Origin of the sequence: Saccharospirillum salsuginis, assembly GCF_014651855.1 — a bacterium.
Classification (GTDB): domain Bacteria; phylum Pseudomonadota; class Gammaproteobacteria; order Pseudomonadales; family Natronospirillaceae; genus Saccharospirillum; species Saccharospirillum salsuginis.
Genome location: NZ_BMXR01000001.1, coordinates 110,582 through 124,276, shown reverse-complemented (window position 1 = coordinate 124,276; position 13,695 = coordinate 110,582). Strand labels below are relative to the sequence as shown.

The window sequence follows — 13,695 nt, the reverse complement described above, 5'->3', positions numbered from 1 at the left end:
CTCTAGAGCGCGAAAACTGATTAACCTAACTGATACCAAGCCTTACCGTCACCTGCAGGAGTCCACCCGATATCCTCGGCAAGATTGGCTTTATCGTAGGAGTAGGTTTCGGCTTTTTCACAGGCAGCATCTACCATTGTTTTGTAAGTTTCGTGTTCCATTTTGAGCCAGTAGTCCTTGGGGCGATTGTGTTGCTTGTCCCATTCGCGAGTAGTAGGGTCTAAGTGGCGGTATGGTTCAAATTCAGGGACATCGGGCAGCGGACGAGTAAGGTCCATGTAATGTTGGATGAATTCCCAGCGCAGGTGATACCACCAACGTTCATTTTCGTGCAAGGCAGATCCAAGCGCCTGAATGCCGTTGTCTAGATTTCGATTGAGCTTGCTGTACTTGTGATTCAAATGGAGCGTTATGCGACGAATGCCGCTGTCATCAGTGTGGTGACGGGTCATGCCCATAACTTCCGAAAAGGGGACATCAATAAAGCAGCCTTTCTTTTTAAATTGAACCATGCCAGTGTCTCGGCGTAGAATTATTCGAATGCTAGGATTTTTACTAATGCGGTCGATTAAACCGCGGTCAAGTAACAGATTTAGTAAATTATAAATCGAATATGGAAGGGCTACAAATAATAGGAATGCATAGCCAAAATCTAGTAATTCACTAGGGTTGAAAATTGATTCAAATCCATCAGTGGTGATAAATATGAAGAAGGTGAAGATTGAAGCAATAGACTCAAGTCCAGCAACAATAATGGCAGTCCATTTGACAAGGCTGACCCAAACAGCCAAAACGAATCCAAAGTTATAATAGCAATAAGCAGCAGGCATTTTTACAGGTATCATGCAGCCATCTTTATGGCCAGTTTTGGTATCGGTCAGGCTGTTCTCTGTAAAGCAAGATTTTTTAAAGTGTTCCAAATCAGACGCCATAAAGTCTATTGCAAGATATTCATGGCACCGAGTCTGATTAGGTAGAGGCTTGCAAAGTAGAGGTGTTCTATATGAGGGGTGAATGTCATCACTCTTCATACTACACCGGAATGCGGTCCCTTTGTAGACCACTTCCGGGTACGAATCCACTTGATCCTTCAAAGTTAAAGTATTTGAAGTGGATGTCATGGTTTAGTAGCTCCATGATGGACCAACCATCCATTGTCAGGGTTACCTTCATCACTTGGGTTGGGTAAGGGTAAGCTAAAGTTAGCATTTATGTGGTGCTTGATTCGAAATTGCCAGTGGTATTTATCAGAGTTATTGCTCAGTGATTTTTGCTTATAGTAAACCTTCAATCGGAATGGTTGGTTTTCATCTGCTGAGACTGGCTCGATCTCATCCGCACGCAAGTCCTCTATGTGTTTATCTGAGTGGTATGCTGTAGAATAAGTAGTGGGCGTAGGGCCATACCCTAGTGAGGGGCGGTAAGCTCTCATGTAAGTTACATCCATCTGCATGGGGAATTCACTAGCGTCGGAGTTATAACCGGGTACTAGAACCTCTACTTCTACGTAGTGGAAACCTTTGTCTTGATCATGTATCGGAGATTTCCGGATATTCTTGACGGAAGGGGCTAATAATATGTTTTGGAGTTGTTGTAGCGCCTTCTCAGCGGTATTCATAGCGTTGCCATTCAGGTCGTCGCCGGTCAGACGGTTTTCCGGAATCTTGGCAAAGGGGCCGTTCGTTGCCCAGCTTTCTAGAGGTTCGTCGGTCAGCCAGGAAGCTATTAAGAAACCGATGACGGCACCTATGAGTAACAACCAACCTAGGACAGGAAGGACACCGATAGTGAATAGAACACCACTACCAGCCATCAACAAGCCGGAAATGGCCGTTGCAGTTGCTGCATCAAGGTCATTTCGACGGATGGCGGTATAGGTGTCTTGCGCAGAATAAACCAAGTCAACGGCGACCCCCGCAATGCCTAGCAGTTTATAAGCAGGTATTTTAAATACTTTGCTCTCCTGGCCTCGAAGAGGTATAGAGATCTTCTTGGCTCCCCATTGAAGTGGTATGTGTTTGCTGTTTTTCAGTGAATTGTAGAAAGCTTTATGTCCTCCTTTCCATGCTTCGATGGCGTCAATGCCTGCAGCGATAAATTTGATCCCACTTCCTAGTGCGGTTCCGAGGATATCGCTAGTATTTCGATCCTTTTTTTCTTTACTAAGCACCTTTTCTATTTTACTCGTGAAATTCAATGCCTCCAGGAGGAACAACCCTGAGGGTAAGATTCTGTATGGTATGGACTCCTTTGCCCTTGTTTGGACCTCGTCTAACCGGGTCACTATTCGGCGATACCGCTCTTCAGGTAGTGCCAATACAGTCATTCGAGCTTTCACCAGTTGCTCACCGGTGCCGGTTTTACCATAGGTGGTGAATAGTTCTTTAGCATCGGTTTTGTCAATATCCGGGTTTGGAATGCCCTTATAGGGGGCATTGGCAGAAATAAAATCGCTGCCGATGACGCGACCTTCAGAATTGACAATTTTGGTCAGGGCGGTTCCGCCGCGGTTATGAATACGGGCTTCACTAACCGCTTGCTTAGTCCGTTCGTTATGGTCTAACCGTTTTTGGTGTTCGACGTCGATTATTTTCTGGATGCGGTATGTCCCGGCGGCAACCAGGCCGGTCATGTTTTCGTCTTTCAAGACCAGGCGCATGTTTTCCATCACTGGAATCTTGGCGCCTTTGACTAGCCGAAAGATTGGCTCCAAGGTCAGCCGTACCTTATTTTGCTTAGGCAAGCGCTGCTGCAGTATGTTGGCCATTTCAAGTGATCGGTCGATCACCTTAAACGTGCGATCGGCGCCGTTGTTTACGGTACCGATCGATAGAGCTGAATGCTCCTCGTCTGCTAGCTCTATACTCCGTGCGAAGTCCTTAGGCCGAAAAGCGGTAGTATAGGGGTCCTCATCGAACGGGTCCGGTACACTGTCGAGTTCGGGTGCTTCTTCGTTGAAAATGTCAACCTGGTCTTCGCACGGAAACAGGCTTGCGTGCCATTGCTCCAGTACTGTATCGCCTTGTGGGTCTAGAAGGTCGAGTAAAAAATCGTAACCAGGGTTGTTTTCGTCTTCGCTACGTTCTTTTTCGACCTCAGCGGCCAGGTCGTATTGCTGGTCCAGATTACAGGGGTCGATGATGAGCTTGGTTAAAAACTCGTTGGCGCGTACCCACAAGTCCAGATAGCGCTCAGTGGGTTGAAGCGCATAGTCCTGTAGGGCGCGGTACAGGCATAGGGAGTGCCCGGTGTTTTCACGGAGCACATCTGTCAACGCATCTCGAACGAATCGGATGTCCTGGCGAATGGCTTTGCGCTCTTCAACGTGCAGCCAGTCTTTAAGGGTGGCCTCATCCAATTCACCGGCGGCAGTCTGTAGATGCTCACGGGTCTCTTCGTCCAACTGGTCGAGTTTTTCATTGTCCAGCAGGGTGGGGTAGACGAGCATGGCCGTCTCGGTGAGGTATTGGCAATGCTTGCGCCAGTTTTCACCCGGTTGCCGCAGCGGCGGAATCGAGGGAAAGACGGGTTCGCCTTCCTTACCTGACTGGCGTGAATACCAGAAGTAATCTCTAACAAGAGGGTTGTCGATGTCTGCGGCTGTGTCTTTCAAGTGCTCGCCGTTTAGACAGCCGACGATCTTTTGATGGGTCAGCATCAGGCCGGACATGGTGTTGGCGAGCAGTTCGGCGGTGCCGAGCGGGTCTTCCAGGGTGATGGTGAAGTCGTTGCCGGTGGCGGTGTCCACGTCAATGGGGTTGCCCATGCGTTCCTGACGCAGTGTTTCCGCATCGGCCGGGGGTTGGTCGGCTTCCCTTACGGTCAGAACCTGGTCAACTTGAATGGCATTCGGGTCGGCGAGGCCGTTCAAGTCAGCCATGTGTTGGGAGTCCGCCACAGTCGGGTAGCATTCGGCGATGCCGGATAGGGTTTCGTCTTCACGAACGAGGTGGCGCAGGCGTGGGTCTTCCGGGTCCATGCCGCCCAGTGAGACGATGCGCTTCCACGACCATTGAACTTCGGAAAAAGCCACCTGTATTTCCGGTGCTTCGTTGTTGATCTTGGTTGGCAGCTCGACATAGTTCTGAGCAGTCCCCGTGGCGCGACGACCAATGGGTCGGCCCTGGTTGTCCAGGCCGCCGTCGCAGCCTTGCCAGGTGCGTAGGTCCACATCGGAGAAGGTGCCGTGTTCGGTGACTTTCAGTTCCCGCCAAAGATAGCCATTGAGGTAGACATAAAGCCAGCCGGGGCGAAGGGCGTCTATCTGCTCGGCGTCCAGGTCGCCGGTCAGAAAGCGTCGCAATTTGAAGTAAGCCAGTTCCACGGCGCCTTCGCCGTCGGCAATGGGCTCTTCCATCAGCACATGGTCGTATTCGCCCAGTGGCAACAACATGTAGCCTTCGGTTTTGTGCGGCCACGGCGTGGCTTCGCGTACGCCCAGAGCGAGGCTCGAGCGTTCCGGCTGGATGCCGGCCACGTAACAGGGGCCGGTCGTCGTGGGTGATGCCACCTGGCGGATGGCCGGGCCTTCCGGCTTCTCCATGTCTCCGATGAAGTTTTGCGGGTGTAAGCCTTCCGGCATTTGGTGATCCACGGCATTCCAGTGGGGGCCTTCGAGGGCTTCCAGAGCCTCTGGAGAGCTGGCTGAAGCGGGCAGTGGTGGCATGCCAATGCTTTGTAACAGGGCGGACGGTGGGGTGTTTTTGGCGTTGGAGACCATCAGTTCCATGGCACGTACGGCCGGCCGACCTAGAATGCCGACGGTGGGGCTGCCCATGATGAATGACGCTTCGGCGCCTGTTTTGCCTGAACGTACGCCTTTCTTGTCGCCGGGTTCGTCGCCCCGGCTTTTGGCGAAAGTAGAGTCCTGGTTGCAAGCCGGATTACCATCCACCGTAACTGTGTCGGCGGTGTTGTCGGCGTCTTTGCTCTCGGCCACGTTCAAGTAGGGGATGGGCACCACGGGCGGGCCGACTTGTGTTAGGCAAACGTCGATGGTCATGAGTTTGCCGTTGGAGTCCTTATGGACGGCGCTGCGGCCGTTGATCAGAAAAGACATGAGAACAGTGCTCCTTGTTCGAAACTCGAGATATCAATTAGCCAACGTCGGTGCATCGTCCCGCCGTTGCAGTCGCCAGTAGTAGCGGTCGGTCTGGTCGCTGATCATCACGCCCACCCAATCACGTTCGTGCAGTGGGTGATTCAGGCGTTCGCGCGCCAGCAACAAGCCCAATGGCAAGGCCGCCAGGCCGATATCACCGGTCATGGCGTACCAGGAAATAAACGGCTCGGCCGGCCCCAGGGCCGGTTGAGGTTCCGCTTTCGGCCAGAGGGCGACTTCGGTTTTGTAGCGTTCCGCCGCCTTGGCCTGGCTGAAACTGTCATTGGTCAGGCATTCGGCCCACTGCGGTGAGCGTTTTGCCACCTCGGCTTCGGCAGCGGTGATGAGATCTGGGCGCGCGCTGATGGGTGCCTGCAGGGCATTGTCGCCGTTAAGTTCGTCCGACTGGGCGGCGAACGTCACTGTGGGGCCTATGGGCTCGTTCCGATGCCACTCGGTCAGTACCAGTGCCTCGCCAGCCAGAACGCCTTCCGGGTGCGTATCGGCCGCATAGAGTTCCGGTTGTTGCAGCAACCAATCCATTACACAGTGGCTGTCCACGGACAGCCAGAACCAGCGGTCTATCTCGGGGTTGGCCTCTAAGGCGTGTTGCCATTGGTTGAGGCCATTCGACAGGGTGCCGGCTTGAATCACGGTGTCACAGGCTTTGAACCCGAGCATTCCCAGTTGATGGGAGGACAAGGTCACCGGTGCGGTAACCAGCAGGCCTGAGCGAGGAGCGAGTTCGAGTGCCCGGTCGCGATCCCACTGATTGAGGGCGTCGATCAAGAGCATTTCAATCCGGGCATCGAGACGGCTCAAGTCCAGGTCTACAGCGGTCACTATTTCCGGTCGGGCTATTTCGCCCTTTTGAACGCGTTCGAACCCATCCACCGGTGCAGCATTGGCACGATGGGTGACCACATCGCTGTACAAACAAGCAATGCCAGCCGGGTTGGCGGTAACCGCGATGCCCCGCTCCAGTGTGAGACCAGTCAGCCCGGTGTATTGGGTCGGGGTCATGCCATCCCCTCCTGTTTGAGCGCTTCCGGTTCGGGACGTTCGCCGGCCAATGCCGAGGCCTGTTCTTCGCTTAGAACGAGACGCGGGCTATCCGGCAGATCGGCATCATTCAAGCCCAGGCGGAATATCAGGTGTACCGTCTGGTCGGTGGTGTTCACCATCAGCGTGTCCCAATGAGGGTGAACGGCCTTGACTGGCCGGCCACCGGTCGTCAATACGCAACGGAGGGATGGCGAGGGCAGCTCGATTTCGACCTCCGGGTGGTCCGGGTACCAGTGCGACAACACCAGTCGATCTCCGGGCTGGGGTGGATGTGAGAGCTGCTGATCCACCGGCGCGCAGTTGTAGAGGTTTTCCGGGGTGGACGATGTATAAGGGCAACCACCTTCCTGGGATTTGTCTTTGTCCAGGGTGTCGAAGGCGTTGGTCCGTTCCCCCCAATGCGGTGCGATCGGTCCGTACCCGGCCGGCTGATAGCGTTTGTTGGCTCGGGTAATCAACGGTTCCTGATCGATTTGTGGAATCGGCTGCCCCTTGGCTTTGCGACCTTGGCGTTCGGCCCAGCCGCAGCCTGCGGGGTTGTTGTCAAAACGGGCCTCTCCGCTTTCCGAGATACCGCCAAAGGCGTTCTCCCAGCAGATGTCCAGGGGTTCCAAAGGACCTGGGTCGCTGGGGCGAAGCCCGCTGAGCGGATGAGACTTCCATACCCGAGGGCCGAACAGAGCAAGCTGTTTTTCCCATTGAGCCTTGCTGTCACGCACCAGGGATACACCCAGGCGCTGCAAGCACTTGCCGGGTTGCGGTTCCACCCGGCCCTGGACCACCAGTTCGAACCCTTGTTTGAACGGCACCAATTCGGCGGCTTTGGAGACGCTTGAGCACGCCGGGTCGTCCCGGTATTCGTCGACTGCGACCAGGTCTTCGGTCGTTTCGAGTGGCGTGAGCGTGCCATCCCGTTCATAACGGTACCCTGCTTTGATCACCAGGACCTGCTGGCGTTGCCCTGCATGAGCCCAGCTCTGAAACACCTGGGCCTGCCAGGTGGTCGTGTTATCCAGTTCCATGTGTTGCTTCCCTTCTCAGTACAGCCACTCGCTGCCGGTGCCAGCTGTGTACCATATTGGGCAGTACCTTGTGTTTTTCGAATTGCCAGAGCCACCATACGGGTAAGGTGGCATTGCCACAGAAGCGCGTGAGGTAAGATTCAATGTGTTCGGCGGTGACCGGTTTTCCATCCAGCCAAGGGCCGTTTTGGCTAGAGTGTTGATCCCACCATTGAGCTGCGGGTTCGGGATTCGGCAGCAACGGACCGGTTTTTTTCTTCTTACCGGCTACACCGAGAGCGGGCTCCTGGTCGAGCGCCTGCCCGCTCATGACTTGCCAGACTGGAGCGGCGATCGGGGCCAGGCGCGGGTCGGACAGGGCACTTAACAAGCGCTCCAGAGCGGGGCGGGTCGAGGCCAGCCAATAAGCGGGTAAGACCCATTCAGGTTTTTCGTTTTCCAGGGCCAGGAGCCTATCCAAGGCGGATTCGTCGCCCAGCCGAGAGGCCAGACCGAACACCATGGCCGAATTGGGCGTATCGATCATCCGGTCCTTCAGTGATGGAACCTGATGAGCGGTCAATAAGGAAACGAAGTCATCGGGCTGTGCAACACCGGATTGACCTGCCTCGGAGGCCGTTTCGTACGATGGCCAGGGTATGTCCGAGAGCCAGGAATGGGTGGCGGTGTATGACTGGATCAGATCGAACAACGTGCCGGAGTCCGATGGGCTTTCTTTGATGGGCATCGCCAAACGCAGGGCGGTCTCGACGGCCTCCTGCAGATCGGAGTCCTCCTGAAGGTCCGGGCCTTCCAACAAAGCCTCGAGTTGTTCCAAAGTCTGGGTTCGGGCTTCCGGATCGGCGGAACAAAGGCCGGACAACAGCTGGGCGAATGCCTCGGGAGGCTTGGCCGGGTTCGGTTCCAGGTATGACCAGCAGTGTCTGAGACCGGCCAAATGCCCAAGCAGAAGGTGTTCGGCTGTAGCGGCCGTGCGCGCTTCGCTCAGGCCGGAGTAGAGTCTTTTGCGTCGTTTGTAGAGGGCAATAATGGCTTTCCAATGGTGATGCCAGCCGTCTTTATTCGCATCGTTTGCATCCATGGCCATGTCACGGTTCCTGATGATTAGCTGAGCTTGACGTACCGACCGGTGAGGCGGTTTTCCTGTTCGGCTTCGGAGTCGATATTGTTGGCCTTGAGCGTCAAATCGCCATCCACATCGATGGCGATCTCGGCGTTGGGAGTTCTAAGCCGCAGCGCTTGGGTTGCCTCCAGTGTCAGATTGCCCTCGGCATCGTTGGTGATGCGCACGGGTGTTTCCCCTTCCCGCATGAGTCGTGCTTCAACGATCGGCTGGCCATCAATGATACGAACCAATACTCGATCATTCGGCTGTACGCACTGAATCGATGCGGCACATTGGGTGTAGGGAACGCAAAGATCGCTATCGCCCATGTCGATGCGAAGATAGGAGGCGGCTACCCCGAGGACCCGGGCGATCTTGGGGTTGGTGTTCGCAGTGGTGGGCTGGGATGGATCGGATATGGATCGAAGTTGCATGCTGATTTATTCCTTTTCAACAAATAGTCCGTGGGGTTTTGTGTCATGCCTCATATACCTTGAGGGCTGCAGTGATGCGGCTCCTCAAGCGATTTGACGGTTAATGTACTGAAGGTTGAGAGGACTGACTGACATAGTGGATTCCTTATCCAGACGTAAAGACGAGTAGGTCCGCGTACCGAGCCGTGTCCTTGAGCGACGGGCTTATACTTCGACGCGCGGCGCAAACAATACTGAATCCGGGGTGATTCTTGAAGGGACGAAGCCCGTTTTTTGCATTTTGAGGGTTTGAATGTTCCGGATTGAGGAATCGATCACAGAGTCCCACGGGGAAATGTCACAGATCAATTCCTGAGCAGGTTCGGGATGGAAGGGCAGGGTTGTCCCTTTCCCTCTGTAAAAGGAAAGGGACGGGTCAGGCTTACATCTGGGACTGCAGGTAGTTTTCCAGGCCGATCATCTTGATCAGGCGCAGTTGCTGTTCCAGATAGTAGGTGTGGTCCGTTTCGGTGTCGTCGATCAGGGTTTCCAGGATATCGCGCGTGGCGTAATCCTGCTCGGCCTCACACAGGTCGATGGTGTCTTTGAGCATCTTGTCGACGGCGTACTCGACGTCCAGGTCGTTTTGCAGCATCGAGGGCACGTCGTGCCCGATCTTGATCTCATCCCGGCCCTTCATGTCGGGTTTGCCTTCCAGGAACAGGATGCGTTCGATCAGTTTGGTGGCGTGGCCCTTTTCGTCGTCGAACTCATGGGAAATGCGCTCGTAGAGCTTGTTCAGGCCCCAGTCCTTGTACATTTCCGAGTGCAGGAAGTACTGGTCCATGGCGGCCAGTTCATTGCCCAGTAGGCGGTTCAGGGCATCGATAATCTTAGGGTTGCCTTTCATGATCTCAGTCCTCGTCACTCATGTTGGCTTGGAGGTAATTCTCGATCGTCATGTGGGCGATCTGGTATTGCTGCGTTTCGATCCAGTCGAGGTAGTCTTCCTCGTAGTCGAGGATGTCGACCAGCAGATCGCGGGTGACAAAATCCCGAGCCTTCTCGCTGGCTTCAATGGCTTCGCGCAGCAACACCATCTGTTCCAGCTGGAAATCGTGGTCGGCCTGAATCATCTCTTCGGTGTGCTCGCCGATCATCAGCCGGTTGAGCTTTTGCAGGTTGGGCAGACCTTCCAGAAACAGGATCCGTTCGATCAGGTCGTCGGCCTGTTTCATGTCCTTGATGGACTTTTTGTAGTTGTGCTCGTTGAGCCGGTCGAGCCCCCAGTTCTTGTACATGCGTGCGTGCAGGAAGTAGCGGTTGATGGACGTCAGCTCAACGGTGAGTACTTTGTTGAGCAGGTCCAGTATCCGAGCTTCTCCTTTCATCGGTTCTCTCCCCGTTCCGATTAGGTGGTCGCAGTATAACGGCATTGAGCGCTGTTTGGGTGACCAAGTACGCCCAAGTGTTTACATTTTGTAACAATCAATAAGGAGTCTCATTCGATAACCTGCATCAGTCTTACTATCGGTGCTAACCACTGTTCAATTCATTGAATGTGAGAAAGGTTGCTATGAAACGAACGCTATGGCGCGGGATCCTGACGATTACCCCGCTGGTCATTTCCGTATGGTTGTTCTGGTCCATCGCCATTACGTTGGACAACCTGGGACAGACTGTGCTGTCGCTGGTCGGCGTCCACAACCCCTGGGGCGGAACGGGGTTCCTGTTGATTCTCATTGCGGTTCTGGTGGTCGGGCTGGCCTTGAGTGTCCGACCCTTTCAATGGTTCTTTCGCCGGCTCGAAGAGCAGGTGATGCGGTTCCCGCTGATCAAGACCGTCTATGGCGCGGTCAAGGACATGGCGTCGCTGATCAGTCAGGGCGAGGGGAAGAGTAAGGCGCGACAAACCGTGCTGGTGCGCCAGGCGAACGATAACTACGTGGTTGGCTTTATCACCAGCGAGACCTTGCCTCGCCCGCTGGCCGACGCTTTGCCGGGTGACGAGGGCGAGGACTGGGTACCGGTGTTGTTCCAGGTCAGCTATCAGATCGCCGGTATGACGGTGCTGGTGCGGCGATCGGACCTCATCGAGGTCGACTGGTCCTTCGACGAGGCGCTTAAGTTCATGGTCACCGCGGGCATCGCCCGCGGCGTGGAACCGGGCAAACTCGGTCAGCGGCTGGGGTCGACTACGCCCTGAATGCTGTTGTTGTTGCGGAACCAGCCGGCTATGCTGAATCGGGTGCGTTCGGCGGCCAGCACTTCGTGCGGGAAGTCCTCACTGAGGAAAATCACCATGCTGCCCAGGGTGGGGCTCAGGCGGGTCAGTTCCTGGTCGTGCTCGTCGTATAACACCAATTCGCCCCCGGCGTTCGGGGCCCAGTCCGGGTTCAGGTAGGTGACGGTGGTCAATACCCGGTTGGAGCGGCCCCGGAAGGCGTCCACATGCTTGCGGTAGAAAGCGCCTGCGTCGTAACGGGCGTAGTGGCATTCGTAGTCGAACAGTCCCAGCAGGAGACGGCGGTTCAGCTCCAGGCGCAGTGCTTCGGTCGCGGCCAGATAGCGTTGCTGCGGCTCGGTAGCCCCGTTCAGCCAGTGCGTGCTGTCGCGACGGATCAGTTCATTGGTGTGGTGATTCTGCCGGCGACCGATGCCCGCCGGGTCCCACTGCTCCGAGTCATGCTGGTGTATGTCCTGCAGCAATGCCAGCGCCAAGGCGTCGTCTATCCCGTGTTGCAAATGGATCCAGCCCTGCTCGCGCAGGCCGTTGGCGATGGTGTCGTAGTCCCAGAGCGGGCGAACGGGGTCTTGGGTGGTCAATAAGGGGTCCTCGTGCGAAGGATCGCAACCCTACCGAAAACCCCGATCCAGTAAAGCGAAATAATTTAATCGTCAGGATCGATTTATTGAGTTAATGGGCTCTGGAAGAGACTTTCGATCAATTCCCCATACTGTTCGGCCACTTTCTTGCGTCTTACCTTCATCGTTGCCGTCACTTCGCCGTCGTCGTGGTCGAGTTCCTTGGTCAGTAGCGTGAAACGTTTGATCTGCTCGACCCGGGCCAATTGGTCGTTGCCCTTGTCGACTTCCGACTGGATCAATTTGTAGACCTCCGGGTGTTCGGCGAGGGATTTGAAGGTGGTGTAAGCCAGGTTGTGCCGGTCGGCCCAGGTGGCGACGGTGTCGTAGTCGATCTGGATCAGGGCGGCGACGTATTTGCGCTGATCGCCGATGACGATGCATTCCTTGATGAAGGGGCTGGCCTTGATGGTGTTTTCAATGACGCTGGGTGAGAGGTTCTTGCCGGCGGCGTTGATGATGATGTCTTTCTTGCGATCGACGATGGTGTAGGTGCCGTCGGGGTGGGCGTCCACCACGTCGCCAGTGTGCAGCCAGCCGTCGACGATGGTCTCCCGGGTGGCGGTGTCGTTGTTGTAATAGCCTTTGAAGACGGTCGGGCCTTTGACCAGCAGTTCCCCGTCGTCCCCGACTTTGACCTCCAGTCCGGAAATGGCGCGGCCGATGCGGCCTTCACCGGTCAGGTCCAGGTCCTGCAGTGTGGCGGCGCCGGTGGTTTCGGTCATGCCCCAGATCTCGATCAGCGGCAGCCCCATGCCCCGGAACAGGGCCAGCAGGTCGGCCGAGATTGGAGCGGCGGCGGTCATGGCGATGTCGCACCGGGCCAGACCCAGGTAGCCGAGCACCGGGCGATAGACCAGTGGGCGCAGCAGGGTGTATTCGAGTCGTTCATACGGTGACCAGTCGGCCTTTCGTTTGGCCCCGCGTTTCTGGGCGGAGGTCAGCGCCTTGTTCAACAACCAGCGGCGCAGTGGGCCGGTGCGTTCGCCCAGCACGACCAGTTCGGATTGCATTTTTTCCCAGATTCGCGGTACGCCGAAGAACATCTGCGGCGAGATTTCCTGCAGGTCAGTGCGAATGGTGCGCAGGCTTTCGCCGAAGTTCACCACCATGCGCCGCGACATGGCGTTCATGGTCGAGAAGGCCTGTTCGGCGACGTGGCACAGGGGCAGGTAGGAGAGGATGTTCTGGTGCGCGGCTGACGGTACGGCATCCCACAACAGGGCCATCTGGGCCCAGATGTTGTGGAAGGAGATCATGGCGGCCTTGGGCAGGCCGGTGGAGCCTGAGGTGAAGACGATGAGGGCGGTGTCGTCCGGCTGTTGCTGTGCGAGGCGTTCCTGGATGCAGTCGGGGTGGTCGGCCATGTAGACGCGGCCGTCTTCGATCAGGTCGTCGAGGCTTCGCCACAGTGAGCGGTCGTAGTGTTCGAGGCCTTTGGGGTCGAAGACGAGGATGTGTTCCAGTTTGGGCAGGCGGTCGCGAATGGCCAGGACTTTGTCGACCTGTTCCTGGTCTTCGCAAAAAACGGCTTTGCAGTCGGCGCTGTCGAGCAGGTAGACGACTTCGGCGACGGGGCTGGTGGGGTAGATGCCGCAGGTGACGGCGCCGGCGCTGTTGATGCCGAGTTGGCTGACGATCCATTCCTGGCGGTTTTCGCTGATGATGCCGACGTGTTCTTGTGGGCCGATGCCGAGGTGGGTGAGGCCGGCGGCGATGGCATGAGTGCGGTCGCGATATTGACGCCAGGTGGTTTCCTGCCAGATGCCGAATTCTTTCTGGCGCATGGCGACGTCGTCGGGGTATTGCTCGGCGTGTTGCTGAAGCAACTGGGTCAGACTGATGTAACCGGCTTCGCCAAATCTTGGTTCACTCATGATTGTGCTCTCAACTCTGTATTTGTGCTTGAACCCGTGCCTGTAGCCGGTGCTAGCCACTAGTCACCGTAGGGTGGGCATCGCCCACCATGGAAGGATAAGTCGGCTTTGTGTTATCTATCGGCTATCCGTTGTTTCCTGTGGTTGCATCCCAATATTGGTGGGCCGTGCTCACCCTACAAGATCGTCCGTCTCCCTAACTTCAAATGAGGAATGGTGCCTCGCCTCGGGAGCGAACCCAGCCACG

11 protein-coding genes are annotated in these 13,695 nt (G+C 56.0%); 1 reads left to right on the top strand and 10 read right to left on the bottom strand.

Going from position 1 to position 13,695, the window contains the following annotated elements; translation table 11 throughout:
* Positions 1 to 20: 20 nt before the first annotated feature.
* The 8 genes from IE111_RS00555 to bfr (IE111_RS00520) all read right to left on the bottom strand — a co-directional run bounded on the left by IE111_RS00555 (position 21) and on the right by bfr (IE111_RS00520) (position 10,097).
* Complete coding sequence (locus IE111_RS00555; protein WP_189606542.1) at positions 21 to 932, bottom strand: hypothetical protein; 912 nt, start codon at positions 930 to 932, stop codon at positions 21 to 23.
* 185 nt (positions 933 to 1,117) lie between these two features.
* Positions 1,118 to 5,059, bottom strand: a complete 3,942-nt coding sequence (locus IE111_RS00550) for a PAAR-like domain-containing protein (RefSeq protein ID WP_189606541.1) — start codon at positions 5,057 to 5,059, stop codon at positions 1,118 to 1,120.
* A 33-nt stretch (positions 5,060 to 5,092) separates the two neighbouring features.
* Entirely contained in the window at positions 5,093 to 6,124 is a 1,032-nt protein-coding gene (locus IE111_RS00545) for a hypothetical protein (RefSeq protein ID WP_189606540.1), read from the bottom strand.
* Complete coding sequence (locus IE111_RS00540; RefSeq protein WP_189606539.1) at positions 6,121 to 7,188, bottom strand: DUF2169 family type VI secretion system accessory protein; 1,068 nt, start codon at positions 7,186 to 7,188, stop codon at positions 6,121 to 6,123. Before IE111_RS00540 ends, IE111_RS00545 begins: the two co-directional genes overlap by 4 nt.
* Positions 7,175 to 8,275, bottom strand: a complete 1,101-nt coding sequence (locus IE111_RS00535; RefSeq protein WP_189606538.1) for a hypothetical protein — start codon at positions 8,273 to 8,275, stop codon at positions 7,175 to 7,177. Before IE111_RS00535 ends, IE111_RS00540 begins: the two co-directional genes overlap by 14 nt.
* 17 nt (positions 8,276 to 8,292) lie before the next feature.
* Positions 8,293 to 8,727: a hypothetical protein gene (locus tag IE111_RS00530; RefSeq protein ID WP_189606537.1), complete on the bottom strand. Its 435-nt coding sequence runs from the start codon at positions 8,725 to 8,727 to the stop codon at positions 8,293 to 8,295.
* A 421-nt stretch (positions 8,728 to 9,148) separates the two neighbouring features.
* On the bottom strand, positions 9,149 to 9,616 hold the full coding sequence (gene bfr / locus IE111_RS00525) for a bacterioferritin (RefSeq protein ID WP_189606536.1): 468 nt from the start codon (positions 9,614 to 9,616) through the stop codon (positions 9,149 to 9,151).
* Positions 9,617 to 9,620: 4 nt separating this feature from the next.
* Positions 9,621 to 10,097: a bacterioferritin gene (bfr, locus tag IE111_RS00520; RefSeq protein ID WP_189606535.1), complete on the bottom strand. Its 477-nt coding sequence runs from the start codon at positions 10,095 to 10,097 to the stop codon at positions 9,621 to 9,623.
* Between the two features lie 185 nt (positions 10,098 to 10,282).
* Here bfr (IE111_RS00520) and IE111_RS00515 point away from each other — a divergent pair, with 185 nt between their 5' ends.
* Positions 10,283 to 10,912, top strand: coding sequence for a DUF502 domain-containing protein (locus tag IE111_RS00515; protein WP_189606534.1), 630 nt, complete (start codon positions 10,283 to 10,285; stop codon positions 10,910 to 10,912).
* Here the strand turns inward: IE111_RS00515 and IE111_RS00510 are convergent.
* The gene (locus IE111_RS00510; protein ID WP_189606533.1) at positions 10,885 to 11,532 is read right to left on the bottom strand and encodes a 2OG-Fe(II) oxygenase; all 648 of its coding nucleotides are present in this window, start codon (positions 11,530 to 11,532) and stop codon (positions 10,885 to 10,887) included. The genes IE111_RS00515 and IE111_RS00510 overlap by 28 nt on opposite strands.
* Before the next feature lie 83 nt (positions 11,533 to 11,615).
* Positions 11,616 to 13,448, bottom strand: a complete 1,833-nt coding sequence (locus IE111_RS00505; protein ID WP_189606532.1) for an AMP-dependent synthetase/ligase — start codon at positions 13,446 to 13,448, stop codon at positions 11,616 to 11,618.
* Between the last annotated feature and the right edge of the window lie 247 nt (positions 13,449 to 13,695).